We start from the raw sequence: 12,708 nt of genomic DNA on the forward strand, positions 1-12,708 counted from the left end.
TTTGATAATCATTCTTTTTTGTATATACTCCGATTAATTAAGTGACCTTACTTTTACTTTGATTTCTTTAAATATATAATATCGAAATATGAATAATATAGACTTACCACCGATAAGTGGTTATGAATATAAAATTAAAAAATTAACAAACAAGAAAAGAGATAGTAAACAATTCAATGAAAAGTCAAATTTTAAGAATGCCAACTCAGGGTTTGCATGCGCCCTCCATATGCATCAACCAACAATTCCAGCAGGTAGAAATGGGGAACTAATTTCACATTTGCAATTTATGTTTGAACACAGTTCAGAAGATGATAATCACAATGCCGAACCATTTGCTCAATGCTACAAACGTCTAGCTGAAATCATTCCAAGACTTATAGATGGTGGATATGATCCCAAAATAATGCTTGATTACTCAGGAAATCTTTTATGGGGATTCATGCAAATGGGTCGCGAGGATATTCTTTCATCGTTAAGACTCCTAACATGTGATAAGACAGTTCATCAACACGTTGAATGGCTAGGAACCTTTTGGAGTCATGCAGTAGCCTCTTCAACTCCACCCTCTGACTTTAAATTACAGATAACAGCCTGGCAGCACAACTTCTTATCATTATTTGGAGAAGATGCACTGCATCGAGTGCAGGGATTCTCTCTTCCTGAGATGCATCTTCCAAACCAACCTGATGTTCTTTATCAACTTATCAAAGCTCTCAAAGAATGTGGATATCGTTGGGTATTGGTTCAAGAACATAGCGTTCAAAATATAGATGGCTCCAGTCTTAGAGACGATCAGAAATATATTCCCAATATGCTTAAAGCACAAGGAAGTAATGGAGAGACTATCTCTATTCTTTCACTAATAAAAACTCAAGGTTCAGATACAAAACTAGTTGGACAAATGCAACCTTATTACGAGGCAAAAGGGCTAAATAAACAAAAATTAGGTCAAGATATTATCCCCACGCTAGTTTCCCAAATTGCTGATGGGGAAAATGGCGGAGTAATGATGAACGAATTTCCTCAAGCTTTCATTCAAGCGCATAAAAGAATTGGTCCAAAAACGAATAAAAGTCCCACAATTGCTATGAATGGTTCTGAATACCTCGATTTCCTGGCGACTTTAAATATAGATGAAGATAATTATCCATTGATACAAGCAATCGATCAAGACAAAATATGGGGAAAAATTTCAGGCCAAATAACTCCCACCTCGGTTGAACAAGCAATTAGAAAATTAAAAGAGGAAGATAAATCCTTTTCTTTGAGTGGAGCTAGCTGGACTAACGACATGAGTTGGGAAGATGGATATAAAAATGTTTTAGAACCAATTACAAAACTTAGTTCCTATTTCCACGAAACATTTGATCATTTATTAGTTCAAAATCGATCGTTAACAAAAAAACATAGCTATCAAGAAGCACTCCTATACCTTTTGCTATTAGAAACTAGCTGCTTCCGTTATTGGGGACAGGGTAAATGGACTGAATATGCTAAAACGATCTTCACAAAGGGTGAAGAGGTGATTAGAAACTTTGAAATCTCAGCACAGAAAAGCTAATCAATTTTGTAAAGGCATCAATCAAGAAAAGGAAATAACTAGCAAAAAGTAATTTTTTGCGTTAACCTCATCGACCAGTGCATTAATAAAATGACTAGTACAAGTTTTGACAAAAATGGACTTGATAAAGCAGGTATTCATTGGATGCAATATCTTTCAATGACATCAATGTCATTGCTTATATTTCTCATAGCATTAGACAAAGCAGTTCCCAGCTTTCATCATTTTGTCTTAATTTCAATGGCCAAAGCAGGAATTATTTGTAATGGGATAGCTGGATAAAGCACTTATGAAGCTACTGATCTTGCAAAAAAAAATATCAAACTATGAAAGTCAAAATCAATCCAGACAATGATGGTTATGATCCATCAGATGAATACTTCAAAAAGAAAAGTGACTCATATGAAAATGAAACTGAAGAATATTTCCCTCAAGAAACATCTAAGCCCCCGCATTATTAAAGCAACTAAGAAATGGCTGAAGGTAATTTAAAATCAACTAATGATTGTTATCTATGTGAAATGTATGTACCTTCGGGATAGAGTCTTGAGATTGCATTGAATCGCTTTGATATTTGTCGTTCTTTATCAATGTTGACTTTACGATTAAGAACCAAAACGTTGTGAACCATCCATAGAAAAAAACCAACAAGCCAATACCAAGATATGGGATGAGCCAAAACTTTTAAATATCAACTAATTTAAATATGGCAATTTTGGCAGTTTTTTTCATAAGTATTTAAACCTTTTATTCTTACCACAGCATAAAAAATAGATTTTAAAAGCCAATTAAATCTGAATATCACCCCTTGTACTGCTTCTTCATCTTTAGAGAAATACTTAAGATTTTAATAGGTATTAAGTAATCAAAGGGAAATTTGGTAAAAATCAGACGACAACGTTAATAAGGAATTTCTCCACTGGATCATTCGCAGTTTTTCTAAGGATAATGTTCGGAGGATAAGGCAGTTTGTTTAGTCATCTAATTTTAAATTATGATTCTGAAATTTGATTGAAACACTAAAAGAGCTGAAATCTCTTCTAGTTTTGTATTTTGATAAAAAATTCAAAAATATGAACTTTTCAAATGCCTTTCCATACATATTGTTTGGCAATCGTTCTCTTCCGCACTGCTAGAGATTGAACAATATGTAACACACTCAAGATAATCTTCAATTGGATCAACTTGTCCATGGGTGATTTTCTTAGCATCAATCTTATTCATAAAAGTACCCTGCTATTTTTATGAATCTATCCTTTCTTTTTATTTTTTTCTATCGGTATTACTTACTAAATTGACGAATAGGAAAAACTGATAAATCTATCAATTCGAAATAAAAAACAATAGCGTAATAGGATAGACCCTAAATTTTATAGCTCATAATAATAGTTATATAAAAACAACACTTTAATACAAGTAAATATAAAGATCCAACTCAATCAAAATTTAAATATTTTGTGTTCTACTTTCTCAATTTAATTCTGATTCCTATTCTTTCTCTAATAGCTTTTATCGGAATCATATTTTTCATTTGATCATCAATTTGCTTTCTAATTAAATTTCTAAATAATTGGGAAAGCCAAACCAAAACCAAAAGTGATAATACAACGGTTCCCAATGCAATTGATGAATAAGTATCCATTTTAAAGTTCTCTATATATTGCCCATTCATCACCATCAGAATTGACTTCAGAAAGTAAAGCAACCGCTATTTCAGACTGATCAGAGCGTTTAACGATAATTTCTTTACCTCCCAGATACGGATGATTGAACTCTGATATTGAACGACTAGCCTCTAACTGTTCAGTTGGTGTCAAGACTTCAAGAATTTTAATCCATATCTCATCATCTGAAGCGAAAGGAGGAACAGAAAACTTACTCGGGCTATTTCCTTTTTTTTTATCCATATTCTTTAATTTTTAGCATTAATCTCATTTATTTCATTTATTAATCGCTCTTGTCGTTCAGGCGTAATAAATCCAAGAGCTCCACAGTCATTGATGTCTTGAATAGGATCTGAAAGTCCATCATGTTTCTCTAGCCAACCCTCAGTGCATCCTTTGCATGCTAATTCATTTAATTCATTGGCCAAATTCGTTGCTTTCAAGGTATCCATCAAAAAAATTAACACTGCTTTCTTTCTAGTTTACAGTCACTAATTAACTCAAGAAAAAAATTAATACGCCTTACTCAATAAAATTACAAAGTTGTAAAATTTGTACCTATAAATAGATTAGTGTAATCAAATACAAAAAAACTAAAAAAATTAAATTAAGAGCTCAAACAGCTTCCTTTAAAAATTCCCGGTAAATAGAAATATCGATAGGTCTATTCACATCTGATTGAAAATCAACAATGTCTTGATAAATCTCATTAGGTAAAGGTTCCATTTTGCATCTTGAATAACATTTGTTAATGTTATTTTTTTTTATTGAAAACCTTTCGCTTAAGCGCTTAAAGATCGACAATGTCACAATGCAACATGAGTTAGTTATATCGTCAGAGGCTGTAGATGCAATACGCAAAACTACTAGGATTCTCTTTTGATCGAATAAAAAGTTATTACTAATATTTTTTTCAAGAAGTTACCACTATGGAACTGAAGGCAATTGTTGAGGCCTCTAATTATTTACGATGAAACAAAAATCACAAGATGGATAAACAATTGTCCTAACTACTAATATTCATGTGTTGAAGTTCCAGTAGAAATCGTATGTGGATTCATAGGTATTGAATGTTTTTTGCCGTCTGGACTTACATATATATTCTCCTTCCCATATTCAGTATCAATGATTTTTTCAAAATGTGTCCCCCTTGGAAGATGTAGAAAATATTTTTGTGCTCTGTTCATCTTATTATTATAGTTATTTAAAAATTACTATAATATTTCACAATGACAACTATTGATTGTTTTATAAAAGTTTGCTAGCTAACTATTTAATTTTTCTAGAGCAGTTAATAATCTTCCCACTCTAGCTCCATTAACACCAAGATCGCCTCCACCATATCTTGAAGCTGATTTGATTTGAATCTTCTTATCAATTTTTAAAATTTCCAAGTCATCTGGAAATCTAAAAATCAAACTACGACAAACCCCTTTCCAATAACTTTGATTACTCTCTAAAACTTTTGTTCTAGGAATCTTCTGGGCGATCCTGACAAGTTGATCAAATGTCTTGTCAACATCTTCAAAATCTTTTTGAAAAAAAACGCAATTTAGTGGATTTAAACAGGGCCTAAGACCTGATTTAGGTTCTGGCATATTTCCCATTAATTTATATATTGATCATGACACAAAGTTTATCCCCTCTGTGGTCTTGTTTTTAATGAATTTTACTCGTTGATGTCTAGTTCTCCCTACATAAAATACCCATAGGCGAAAGATTCTCCGATTAAATTGTTAATACTTTATTTGTCAATTATGAAACGATTAGATAAGACAGGGATGATGCTTATTGTTTTTAGCGTGGCCTCAACACTTCCTTATCAGTTTCATTATTTCTCTTCTGTGAGTTAACCCAAGTTTCTAATTCCTTTCTCTAAAGATAGTGCTAATAGGAGGCCTTTTGATCAAAGGTGGCTCAGCTCCATACCCGATCCATATAAAACCAATTATTTCCTCCTCAGATGGACTTATTTCTACAATTTGATAAGTATTAGGGTCTTTTGTGATTTTACCTGTTGACCACTTGCAACCGACATAATCTGCAACAAGTGAGAGCGATAGGTTTTGGATTGCGCAAGCACAAGCAGCATAATCTTCAAGTTTTTGAACTTGATTATCTGTACATATTTGAGTGGCAATAAGCAAATGGGAGGGATTGAACATTTTGTCCCTTATTTTTTTTAAACTAGATTCATCTGTTGGCTTACAACCAAACTTCAGAGTTAGCTGTAGTTGATATAAAAGTTCTCGTTTTTTTATTCCAATGTTCGTAAAACGCCATGGAAAAGTTCTTCTATGGCAGGGCGCTTGATTGGCTGCATCTATTGATTTTTCAACAACTTCATTAGGAACACTTTTTTTAGAAAAAACATGAATTGTCCTTCGTTTTTGAATTGCTTGAGTTATTTCCATGATTTTTATTGACGTAATTAACTATGGTGTTCCAAGCATGAGCTTCTAAAAGGAAGCTGATTAGAGGCTTGAATAAATAAACGATGATTAGTCTTTCCACTTACTTGAATTTTACCTCGATAGAAAAACAAGATATGTAAAAATATCACCTGTTAAGCAACTTGATCAAAAAACACATTTGATGGTCTGGAGAACAAAGAGACTACTTGGCCTTTAGGTGTCTTGAACACGCGTTCAACTATTTTCCCGTCATTGATAATCACTTTTGTATTCAGGGATCCAGCAGGTAAATTTTTAGCTCTATATTTTAAAATATTTTCGAGTTCTGGATAATGATCGTTAGGTTTCAGAGCCTCTATTAAATCAGGGTGCCTATCGAAGATTGCGTCATCAAAGGCCCTTAGTTTTTTGGTTAAAACCATTCTTGCAGATAGCTGTTACTTTGACTTTTAACCTACTAATCTCACGACGTAAAGAGTATTTAAACTAAGATCGAATAAAAAGTTAATAAGAAAACAACAAAATTATTCACGTAAGAAAAAATAAACTTAAATACTTTTCCAAGCTCAAAGCGGAAATGTAGTTATTATTTTTTAGAAGCATCAATCACTCGCTTTGTATGGTAAGAAATTGGCGTTACGTCGGTACTCCTGTCATTAAATACTGACTGTGTAAAAACAGTAATGGCAGCAATACTTGGTGTAATAGGTAAAAACATAAATAGAGCTAACAATGTACTGTTAGGTTTGAACGATTTTTTCATTGATTATTAAATTCCTATTTTCATTCTCAACAACTTTTTAGTGAGGTGCGTGTAGGGTTTTCCCAGAAAAAGCTGTTAATTTGACCTGTAATAAGACCTAAACACTTTTGGCCTCTTCCATAGCATTGAATAAATAGCTTCAAGTGCCTTTTGAGTTTTTGGAAGCTTACAACTTGGCCATGACTGTTCAGTAATCATTGTGATTATTTCGGAGTCAATACTATTTCTACATCGGAAACCACCCATAAAACCAGAGTAATAGAACTCAAGCAAAAATACATATTTGAAGACTACTATTAATTTAGATATTTACTGTAGAAATAAACATAAAAAAAGGGGGTGATTAAACCCCCTAAAAAACTCCCTTAATTTACTTTTGGTATGAGTTACCTCTGTAAGTCAAGGATTCTTGCATTTGCTTCTTAGCTTCTGCTTGCCTAGATGTGTAGACGTTACGTCTGTAACTAAGTTCTACAACTTTTTTTGGAGTAGCCTCTTTATGTTGAAGATACTCTTTTCCTCTGTAAGTAAGAACAGTCATCGTTCTTTCCCGTAGTGCTCAAGACCCCGTTCCATGTCTCGAGTCTTACTGCAGCTAAAAATAGCTGAACGTTGAACCAAAATAACAGAAATTATCCACTAATGATGTTCCTAGTGATACATAAAAGAAGGAATTTTGTAGTATTAACCGAAATAGTTGAGTTTCCAACTAAAAAGAACCATTTACTAAAAAAGAAAAAATAATTTTTCCTGATCATTTACTGTTTTAAATTTTAAATAACCTACCTCTTTGTTCCTATTCTTAAACAAGATATTCAATAAAAATCTGATCAGATAATGACCTGAATGTCAATGAAGTTGAAAGTTATTCCAAATAAAAAACTATTTTAAAAATCAAATAAAATGCTTCAGGAACACTTTATGAAGGTAAGCCATTTAGGAGCCACACAAAAGCTTCGTTATTTAAAATCCAGTTTCTGAGTACTGTTATCACTATTAGATTTATAAAGAGAAGAACTAAAAAACGAAACTTAGGATCATCCATACCGTTAGGTGAATGAGAATTTAATTTTTTTAGCAACACCTATTAAAAAATTTTAACAGTGATGCGTTTATGGGAAAATTGAAATTAGCTAAAAGAATTTGCTTGAAGTTATCACATTACCTATTGTTTTCAATCTCTTTTGAAAGGCTTACCACCTTTACTTAAATAATCTAGATACCTATCAGACTCTCTGAGGTAATAATTCCTGCTTTGACCTATATATTTTGCTTCAATTAATAGGTCGGTAACTTGAGGCCAAAAAGATTCCGGAACCAACTCGAGTGGGTTAATTGCCTTTGGGTTCCAATTTAACTCAGTCAAGAATAGAAACCAAATAGACTTGCACTTGTTGAAGTCAGACAAAGGATCTGAATGAATGTTATTCATTTATGAATTGTATTGATTGAGCTGCTTTATCCGCTTTGATTCTTGCTTCACCAATTGTTGAAGCCTTTGCTACAGCTACTCCCATTCGACGACCTTCGGTTGAGGTGGGTTTACCAAATATAAACACATTTGTATTCGCTTGACTTAAAGCTTCTTCAAGTCCCTTGTAACATATGTTTGTTGTTTTTTTTGAAGCCAAAATTACTCGGCTCGCAGAAGCTTCGGTACACACTATTTCTGGTATTGGTATACCTAAAACAGCTCTAAGGTGTAATTCAAACTCATTTAAATTTTGACTTATCAAAGTTACCAAGCCAGTATCATGTGGCCTTGGTGAAAGCTCTGAAAAAATCACTTCCTCACCCTTGATAAAGAATTCAACCCCAAACAAACCCACTCCTCCAAGATTATCAGTGACACATTTAGCAATCTGTTGAGCCTTCGCTAATACACTTTCAGCTAATTCAGCTGGTTGCCAACTACATTGATAATCTCCATTATTTTGCTCATGTCCTATGGGCGCACAGAATAATGTTTTACCGTTAAGTTGTCTAATAGTTAATAAAGTAATTTCCAAATCAAAATCAATAAATTCTTCTAATATAACTTTATTAGATTTACCTCTTGATTTTTCAATGGCCAAAGTCCAAGCCAGGTCAAGTTCATTTTTATTTTTAACTAAACTTTGTCCTTTTCCTGAAGAACTCATAACCGGCTTAATTAATAAAGGATAACCAATCTTCTCTGCATGAAAATCTAGCTCAGATTGATTCATCGCGTAACTGAATTTTGCAGTTCTTATATTTAATTCATTTGAAGCCAAATCCCTAATTTTGTCTCTGTTCATAGTTATTGCTGTAGCTCTAGCGTTAGGAATTACTGTTATCTTTTGTTCGATTTCCTTTAAGACATCGACTGCTAATGCCTCGATTTCAGGAATAATAATATCGGGTTTACAATTAGATATAGATTCTATTAGTTCATTATCGTTATTCATATTTAACACCTCGAATTGATCAGCTACCTGCATAGCAGGAGCATTATTATATCTATCACAGGCAATAACATAGCAACCTAATCTTTTCGCAGCTATTGCCACCTCTTTACCTAATTCTCCACTACCTAAAAGCATTATCTTCTTTGGGAAAAAATCCATAATCTTATTTATAGGTTAAGAAAATATATAAATATAATAAGCATAAAAATCTTAAATAGATTAAATTAATATAAAAAGAAGTAGAAGTTAACAAGTATTTTTAATTCAAGATAAACTTTTTTCTAGATAAAGAATTAAAAAGACTCCTAAGGAGTTGAATGTTCTCATTAAATAGAGCACTTTTAATTTTTGGTTAGGAGTAACTGGTTATCATAAGGTATCTCTTCTAATCAAGAAAACAGAAAAATGATATTTAAACTAGCTCAGTAGTTTTGATTACTACTTTTAGTAATTAAATGATGTTAATTGTTGACATTAGGTACAACCTATTTGACAACAACAATAATGAAACTATTAGAAGAAAACAAATTGATTCATTTTAATATCATCGCTATAGCTAGTTTAGATTATGTATTTTGGGAATAAGCCTACATATACAAACCATAAAGGCAACCTAAATAAAGACGTAAAAAAATGGCAAAATTTACAAGCACTTCTGCTGATTTTTAAAACTTGTAATTAGGATGGATGTGATTAGTCAAATATTTCACCTGAATACAATAATAATGTGATTAGCTTTGTAAGCTCTTTACGAGTGAAGCAAAGTTAGTTAAAAGAAAGAACAACTTCGACTCATTCATTAATGGTTTCCAAGAAAAAAGTTAAAGACTTCAAGAACTTGGATCAGTTCCCAAATTTAAAAGAAGCTGTTGTACCAGCTATCAAGACATTACCCTCAGGATCAATGAACACTAAAGTAATCATTAATGAAGGTGAAATTGTAGAGAGAGTGTATGAGACACCAAAAGGTGACATCATATCACTATTTCCAAATCAATCTTCAAAAGAAGCTGCGTAAAAATCTATTTTTTACGCAACTTCTTTTGTATTTTCAAGTTGGATGGATTTATTATTTTCAACACAGCAAGAAAAGATGTCCAAGTAAACATCTGATATTGTTGAAATATGTAATTCTTAATTTATTATTTTTAACCTGTTAATGTCTTCTAAAGAAGAAATCATCTCAATCCTAAAGGCATTTGCTTCTTCAGAGAGAATGGGATCATTCTTTATAGACAATGCAACTCCAGACTTTTTGTTTATTAAACCAAGTGGTAAACCTATTGATGCAAAAGGTTTTCAGGACATGTAGTCAACAGGTGATCTTGTATTAGAAAGCGCAGAAATCACAAAGGTAGATAATTTTAAAATCTAGAAACAAATGCTGCTATGTGCGATTTAACTCAGGATCAAAGTTTACTTACAAGTGGGCTCAAAATAACGACCTGCAAACAGTCACTTCGATTTAAAAAAAATTGACGAAAAATGGAAAGTAGCATGGATTCAAAGATCCTCAGGCCAATTAGATATGACTTTATGGAACGACTAATTTAAGTTTATTTATCAATGGTTAATTGATAAGTAAATTGATTATTTCTGCATACCTCTGAAGAATTATTCAACATAAGATGATTAAAAAAAGAAGCAAATAAATAAACATATAAATGTGATAATAATCAATATTACTAATCTATTTAAGAGCGTTTGTCATAAGGTTATTGACCAAAGAAACAAAAAAACCCCTACTGTAATGACAGAGAAGAGGCCTTTCTGATCAGATTTTTAAAATAGAATCAAACAATACCTGGAACGATCCAGCCTGTTATTCCATAGTTAATGACTGCTGCAAAAAAACCCATCATCGCTAGACGGCCATTCATTTGCTCTGCTGTTTTCCAGTAGCTAGTTTCCTTATTCATTAAACAAGACCTGGGATGATTTGACCGGTTGTTAGATAAGCGCCGACAAGGGCTAGGCAACCAATAGATGCAGCTAGACCATTGAGTCTTTCTGCAAAAAATTTGCCCTCTTCGAGCCTTGGAGTTTCAGCGGTTGAGTTTTTCATTAAACGACACCTGGGATAAGTTGACCGGTTGTTAGGTAAATACCTGTTAGTAGAACGAATGCCATCATGGCTGGTCTGCCGATGCTTCTTTCTAGGATTGTTTTATTAGATGGTTGCATTGTTATTAGTTGTTGTTGGTTTAGAAAATTCCAGGAATGATTTGACCTGTTGTGAAATAAGCACCTAGTAGAGCTATCATTCCGATCATTGCCCAACGGCCATTTGTCTTTTCTGCTTCTTCTGGATAGCTGGTGTAGTCCTCTACAAGCTGAGGTTGTGTTTCACGAGCAAAGATGTTTTGCTTACCGTACTCAGTGATTACCTGAGATGAAGATGACGATGTCATTACTGAAGTTACATTGATGTGAAGTAATGTAAAGTATAGATTTTCTAAAGGATAGATACGGTTAGGTACGGCTTGCTCACTTTATTGACAAATTTATATTGAGACTTGTCAAAAAAACCACGAGGTGAGGTTAGAGAATTAAATATAGAATTGCTAAATCCTGATTAGATTCTGCAACTTTTCTTCTTAAAAAAATCAATGCCTCATCGTTCATATGTGACTCGGCAATCATTTTTTCTGCTTCATTAATACCATGCTCAAGATTTTTTATTTTTAATTGAAGAATTTCCCTATCTTTTTTGCACTGCTCAAGTGTGAAGTCGTCAATCATTTTTGTAAATATTCAAACCGCTAAAATTTTTACCTAGTTTAATAAGTCAAACAAAACGTTTAAAAATTTTAATCTGGATTGTAGCGTTTTACTAGCAAATTCTTTTTGTTGTTGTTTGATAATGGCTTGCCCGTCTACCCCTAATGCTGAAGAAATAAATTTCTGATCTTCTGAAATCCACGTTTTAACCATTTCATCGACTATCTCAACATGAAATTGTATCCCATATGCTAACGAACCAATACTAAATAATTGCTCCTTACATCTACTACTACTAGCAATGAGCTCTGCAATATTAGGCAATATAATTCTGTCTCCATGCCAATGCAAAACAGGGAAAGGTTGACTTAAAAATGCTGTCAGTTTGCTTTTATTTTCTAGTGATTGCGGAAAAATACAGTCCCACCCTATTTCAGCTAATGGTTGACGAGATGTCTCCTCCTGAAGCAGTTCGACATCACCACCAGCTGCATAAGCCAAGAGCTGAGCTCCCAAGCATACTCCGATTAATCCAACACCTTGATTTAACGCTTCTTTTATTAAGCGAACTTCTTCGATAAGCCATGGATAAGTTGGAGTTCCAATGTCTCTAATACCCATAGGTCCACCCAATACCAAAAGTAAATCTCCATTTCTAAGTTCAGGAAGAGAGTCTCCTAAATCCAAACGGAAAATGGAGACACTAAGACCTCTTTCCTTAGCAATATTTACAAAAAGTCCAGGCCCCTCGCGTTCTAAATGCTGAAGAACAAGTAAACGACTCATAAATAAATTAAAATTCTACATTTTCATTTGGAGTAAAAACAGAACAATACAATTTGATGAATAGCTCTGCCTCCTTCTTATCTTTACCATCATATTTAAGTTTTAGGTCTTCTATTGCGACTAATGCAGTTTTCTCTTTCAACCTATATCTTGCACAAGTATCTAGAACTTTAAACATTCGAGTAGTAACTGCTACCGATGGAGTGCTTATACCCAACAAGAAAGTAACAAGTAATAGATATTTCATATAAATAATTCAATCATCTTTTTTAGATTAAGCCATAGAGCTATGGAATCATTTATTAGATTTATACAAAAGGACAAAAATCCTAGAAAAAAGAAAAGAAGTAAGAGCTTCTAAATAAAT

Annotated in this window: 24 protein-coding genes; 6 read left to right on the plus strand and 18 right to left on the minus strand. The window is 33.0% G+C overall.

Features of this window, described 5'->3' with window-relative positions; all coding sequences use genetic code 11:
* The first annotated feature begins 88 nt into the window (after window positions 1-88).
* From AC6EIW_RS02600 to AC6EIW_RS02610, 3 genes are all read left to right on the plus strand, one after another.
* Window positions 89-1,564, plus strand: a complete 1,476-nt coding sequence (locus AC6EIW_RS02600; RefSeq protein WP_498521047.1) for a polysaccharide deacetylase family protein — start codon at window positions 89-91, stop codon at window positions 1,562-1,564.
* A gap of 90 nt (window positions 1,565-1,654) precedes the next feature.
* Window positions 1,655-1,846 (plus strand): hypothetical protein, encoded by a 192-nt coding sequence (locus AC6EIW_RS02605; RefSeq protein ID WP_413677972.1) that lies wholly within the window; start codon window positions 1,655-1,657, stop codon window positions 1,844-1,846.
* 44 nt (window positions 1,847-1,890) lie between these two features.
* On the plus strand, window positions 1,891-2,025 hold the full coding sequence (locus AC6EIW_RS02610) for a hypothetical protein (protein ID WP_498521048.1): 135 nt from the start codon (window positions 1,891-1,893) through the stop codon (window positions 2,023-2,025).
* Window positions 2,026-2,629: 604 nt separating this feature from the next.
* Here AC6EIW_RS02610 and AC6EIW_RS02615 read toward each other — a convergent pair.
* From AC6EIW_RS02615 to purT, 11 genes are all read right to left on the minus strand, one after another.
* Window positions 2,630-2,788 (minus strand): DUF8642 family protein, encoded by a 159-nt coding sequence (locus AC6EIW_RS02615; protein WP_498521049.1) that lies wholly within the window; start codon window positions 2,786-2,788, stop codon window positions 2,630-2,632.
* Window positions 2,789-3,026: 238 nt separating this feature from the next.
* On the minus strand, window positions 3,027-3,206 hold the full coding sequence (locus AC6EIW_RS02620; RefSeq protein ID WP_498521050.1) for a hypothetical protein: 180 nt from the start codon (window positions 3,204-3,206) through the stop codon (window positions 3,027-3,029).
* Window position 3,207: 1 nt separating this feature from the next.
* Window positions 3,208-3,471 (minus strand): hypothetical protein, encoded by a 264-nt coding sequence (locus AC6EIW_RS02625; RefSeq protein WP_498521051.1) that lies wholly within the window; start codon window positions 3,469-3,471, stop codon window positions 3,208-3,210.
* Window positions 3,472-3,476: 5 nt separating this feature from the next.
* Window positions 3,477-3,680 (minus strand): hypothetical protein, encoded by a 204-nt coding sequence (locus AC6EIW_RS02630; protein WP_498521052.1) that lies wholly within the window; start codon window positions 3,678-3,680, stop codon window positions 3,477-3,479.
* A 561-nt stretch (window positions 3,681-4,241) separates the two neighbouring features.
* Window positions 4,242-4,415 carry a hypothetical protein gene (locus AC6EIW_RS02635; RefSeq protein ID WP_498521053.1) on the minus strand — a complete coding sequence of 58 codons (174 nt, stop codon included), beginning with the start codon at window positions 4,413-4,415 and terminating at the stop codon, window positions 4,242-4,244.
* Between the two features lie 78 nt (window positions 4,416-4,493).
* Window positions 4,494-4,826 carry a DUF1499 domain-containing protein gene (locus AC6EIW_RS02640; RefSeq protein ID WP_498521603.1) on the minus strand — a complete coding sequence of 111 codons (333 nt, stop codon included), beginning with the start codon at window positions 4,824-4,826 and terminating at the stop codon, window positions 4,494-4,496.
* Window positions 4,827-5,090: 264 nt separating this feature from the next.
* Entirely contained in the window at window positions 5,091-5,642 is a 552-nt protein-coding gene (locus tag AC6EIW_RS02645; protein ID WP_498521054.1) for a nitroreductase family protein, read from the minus strand.
* A 152-nt stretch (window positions 5,643-5,794) separates the two neighbouring features.
* Window positions 5,795-6,064: a hypothetical protein gene (locus AC6EIW_RS02650; RefSeq protein WP_498521055.1), complete on the minus strand. Its 270-nt coding sequence runs from the start codon at window positions 6,062-6,064 to the stop codon at window positions 5,795-5,797.
* A 711-nt stretch (window positions 6,065-6,775) separates the two neighbouring features.
* A complete protein-coding gene (locus AC6EIW_RS02655; protein WP_498521056.1) occupies window positions 6,776-6,946 on the minus strand; it encodes a DUF4278 domain-containing protein in 171 nt (56 codons plus the stop codon).
* A 633-nt stretch (window positions 6,947-7,579) separates the two neighbouring features.
* On the minus strand, window positions 7,580-7,837 hold the full coding sequence (locus tag AC6EIW_RS02660; RefSeq protein WP_498521057.1) for a hypothetical protein: 258 nt from the start codon (window positions 7,835-7,837) through the stop codon (window positions 7,580-7,582).
* Window positions 7,830-8,993: a formate-dependent phosphoribosylglycinamide formyltransferase gene (gene purT / locus AC6EIW_RS02665; protein WP_498521058.1), complete on the minus strand. Its 1,164-nt coding sequence runs from the start codon at window positions 8,991-8,993 to the stop codon at window positions 7,830-7,832. The genes AC6EIW_RS02660 and purT overlap by 8 nt, the downstream gene beginning before the upstream one ends.
* A 643-nt stretch (window positions 8,994-9,636) precedes the next feature.
* Here purT and AC6EIW_RS02670 point away from each other — a divergent pair.
* The 3 genes from AC6EIW_RS02670 to AC6EIW_RS02680 all read left to right on the plus strand — a co-directional run bounded on the left by AC6EIW_RS02670 (window position 9,637) and on the right by AC6EIW_RS02680 (window position 10,383).
* Entirely contained in the window at window positions 9,637-9,852 is a 216-nt protein-coding gene (locus AC6EIW_RS02670; RefSeq protein ID WP_498521059.1) for a hypothetical protein, read from the plus strand.
* Between the two features lie 141 nt (window positions 9,853-9,993).
* On the plus strand, window positions 9,994-10,146 hold the full coding sequence (locus tag AC6EIW_RS02675) for a DUF3804 family protein (RefSeq protein WP_498521060.1): 153 nt from the start codon (window positions 9,994-9,996) through the stop codon (window positions 10,144-10,146).
* Window positions 10,147-10,335: 189 nt separating this feature from the next.
* Complete coding sequence (locus AC6EIW_RS02680) at window positions 10,336-10,383, plus strand: hypothetical protein (protein ID WP_498521604.1); 48 nt, start codon at window positions 10,336-10,338, stop codon at window positions 10,381-10,383.
* A gap of 244 nt (window positions 10,384-10,627) precedes the next feature.
* Here AC6EIW_RS02680 and AC6EIW_RS02685 read toward each other — a convergent pair whose 3' ends face one another.
* From AC6EIW_RS02685 to AC6EIW_RS02715, 7 genes are all read right to left on the minus strand, one after another.
* Window positions 10,628-10,753 carry a high light inducible protein gene (locus AC6EIW_RS02685; RefSeq protein WP_498506751.1) on the minus strand — a complete coding sequence of 42 codons (126 nt, stop codon included), beginning with the start codon at window positions 10,751-10,753 and terminating at the stop codon, window positions 10,628-10,630.
* Window positions 10,753-10,899 (minus strand): high light inducible protein, encoded by a 147-nt coding sequence (locus AC6EIW_RS02690; RefSeq protein ID WP_498521061.1) that lies wholly within the window; start codon window positions 10,897-10,899, stop codon window positions 10,753-10,755. Before AC6EIW_RS02690 ends, AC6EIW_RS02685 begins: the two co-directional genes overlap by 1 nt.
* Window positions 10,899-11,018, minus strand: coding sequence for a high light inducible protein (locus tag AC6EIW_RS02695; RefSeq protein ID WP_011294968.1), 120 nt, complete (start codon window positions 11,016-11,018; stop codon window positions 10,899-10,901). Before AC6EIW_RS02695 ends, AC6EIW_RS02690 begins: the two co-directional genes overlap by 1 nt.
* A 20-nt stretch (window positions 11,019-11,038) precedes the next feature.
* Window positions 11,039-11,245, minus strand: a complete 207-nt coding sequence (locus AC6EIW_RS02700) for a high light inducible protein (RefSeq protein WP_498520455.1) — start codon at window positions 11,243-11,245, stop codon at window positions 11,039-11,041.
* Window positions 11,246-11,375: 130 nt separating this feature from the next.
* Window positions 11,376-11,576: a hypothetical protein gene (locus tag AC6EIW_RS02705; protein WP_498521062.1), complete on the minus strand. Its 201-nt coding sequence runs from the start codon at window positions 11,574-11,576 to the stop codon at window positions 11,376-11,378.
* A 33-nt stretch (window positions 11,577-11,609) separates the two neighbouring features.
* Window positions 11,610-12,341, minus strand: coding sequence for a type 1 glutamine amidotransferase (locus AC6EIW_RS02710; protein ID WP_498521063.1), 732 nt, complete (start codon window positions 12,339-12,341; stop codon window positions 11,610-11,612).
* A gap of 7 nt (window positions 12,342-12,348) precedes the next feature.
* The gene (locus tag AC6EIW_RS02715; RefSeq protein ID WP_498521064.1) at window positions 12,349-12,588 is read right to left on the minus strand and encodes a non-structural protein (NS2)-like protein; all 240 of its coding nucleotides are present in this window, start codon (window positions 12,586-12,588) and stop codon (window positions 12,349-12,351) included.
* Between the last annotated feature and the right edge of the window lie 120 nt (window positions 12,589-12,708).

The organism is Prochlorococcus sp. MIT2308, assembly GCF_059772345.1.

Excerpts from the sequence above, each read along its gene's own strand:
- AC6EIW_RS02600 (WP_498521047.1), top strand. The coding sequence starts at position 89 with ATGAATAATATAGACTTACCACCGATAAGTGGTTATGAATATAAAATT.
- AC6EIW_RS02605 (WP_413677972.1), top strand. The coding sequence starts at position 1,655 with ATGACTAGTACAAGTTTTGACAAAAATGGACTTGATAAAGCAGGTATT.
- AC6EIW_RS02610 (WP_498521048.1), top strand. The coding sequence starts at position 1,891 with ATGAAAGTCAAAATCAATCCAGACAATGATGGTTATGATCCATCAGAT.
- AC6EIW_RS02615 (WP_498521049.1), bottom strand. The coding sequence starts at position 2,788 with ATGAATAAGATTGATGCTAAGAAAATCACCCATGGACAAGTTGATCCA.
- AC6EIW_RS02620 (WP_498521050.1), bottom strand. The coding sequence starts at position 3,206 with ATGGATACTTATTCATCAATTGCATTGGGAACCGTTGTATTATCACTT.
- AC6EIW_RS02625 (WP_498521051.1), bottom strand. The coding sequence starts at position 3,471 with ATGGATAAAAAAAAAGGAAATAGCCCGAGTAAGTTTTCTGTTCCTCCT.
- AC6EIW_RS02630 (WP_498521052.1), bottom strand. The coding sequence starts at position 3,680 with ATGGATACCTTGAAAGCAACGAATTTGGCCAATGAATTAAATGAATTA.
- AC6EIW_RS02635 (WP_498521053.1), bottom strand. The coding sequence starts at position 4,415 with ATGAACAGAGCACAAAAATATTTTCTACATCTTCCAAGGGGGACACAT.
- AC6EIW_RS02640 (WP_498521603.1), bottom strand. The coding sequence starts at position 4,826 with ATGCCAGAACCTAAATCAGGTCTTAGGCCCTGTTTAAATCCACTAAAT.
- AC6EIW_RS02645 (WP_498521054.1), bottom strand. The coding sequence starts at position 5,642 with ATGGAAATAACTCAAGCAATTCAAAAACGAAGGACAATTCATGTTTTT.
- AC6EIW_RS02650 (WP_498521055.1), bottom strand. The coding sequence starts at position 6,064 with ATGGTTTTAACCAAAAAACTAAGGGCCTTTGATGACGCAATCTTCGAT.
- AC6EIW_RS02655 (WP_498521056.1), bottom strand. The coding sequence starts at position 6,946 with ATGACTGTTCTTACTTACAGAGGAAAAGAGTATCTTCAACATAAAGAG.
- AC6EIW_RS02660 (WP_498521057.1), bottom strand. The coding sequence starts at position 7,837 with ATGAATAACATTCATTCAGATCCTTTGTCTGACTTCAACAAGTGCAAG.
- purT (WP_498521058.1), bottom strand. The coding sequence starts at position 8,993 with ATGGATTTTTTCCCAAAGAAGATAATGCTTTTAGGTAGTGGAGAATTA.
- AC6EIW_RS02670 (WP_498521059.1), top strand. The coding sequence starts at position 9,637 with ATGGTTTCCAAGAAAAAAGTTAAAGACTTCAAGAACTTGGATCAGTTC.
- AC6EIW_RS02675 (WP_498521060.1), top strand. The coding sequence starts at position 9,994 with ATGTCTTCTAAAGAAGAAATCATCTCAATCCTAAAGGCATTTGCTTCT.
- AC6EIW_RS02685 (WP_498506751.1), bottom strand. The coding sequence starts at position 10,753 with ATGAATAAGGAAACTAGCTACTGGAAAACAGCAGAGCAAATGAATGGC.
- AC6EIW_RS02690 (WP_498521061.1), bottom strand. The coding sequence starts at position 10,899 with ATGAAAAACTCAACCGCTGAAACTCCAAGGCTCGAAGAGGGCAAATTT.
- AC6EIW_RS02695 (WP_011294968.1), bottom strand. The coding sequence starts at position 11,018 with ATGCAACCATCTAATAAAACAATCCTAGAAAGAAGCATCGGCAGACCA.
- AC6EIW_RS02700 (WP_498520455.1), bottom strand. The coding sequence starts at position 11,245 with ATGACATCGTCATCTTCATCTCAGGTAATCACTGAGTACGGTAAGCAA.
- AC6EIW_RS02705 (WP_498521062.1), bottom strand. The coding sequence starts at position 11,576 with ATGATTGACGACTTCACACTTGAGCAGTGCAAAAAAGATAGGGAAATT.
- AC6EIW_RS02710 (WP_498521063.1), bottom strand. The coding sequence starts at position 12,341 with ATGAGTCGTTTACTTGTTCTTCAGCATTTAGAACGCGAGGGGCCTGGA.
- AC6EIW_RS02715 (WP_498521064.1), bottom strand. The coding sequence starts at position 12,588 with ATGAAATATCTATTACTTGTTACTTTCTTGTTGGGTATAAGCACTCCA.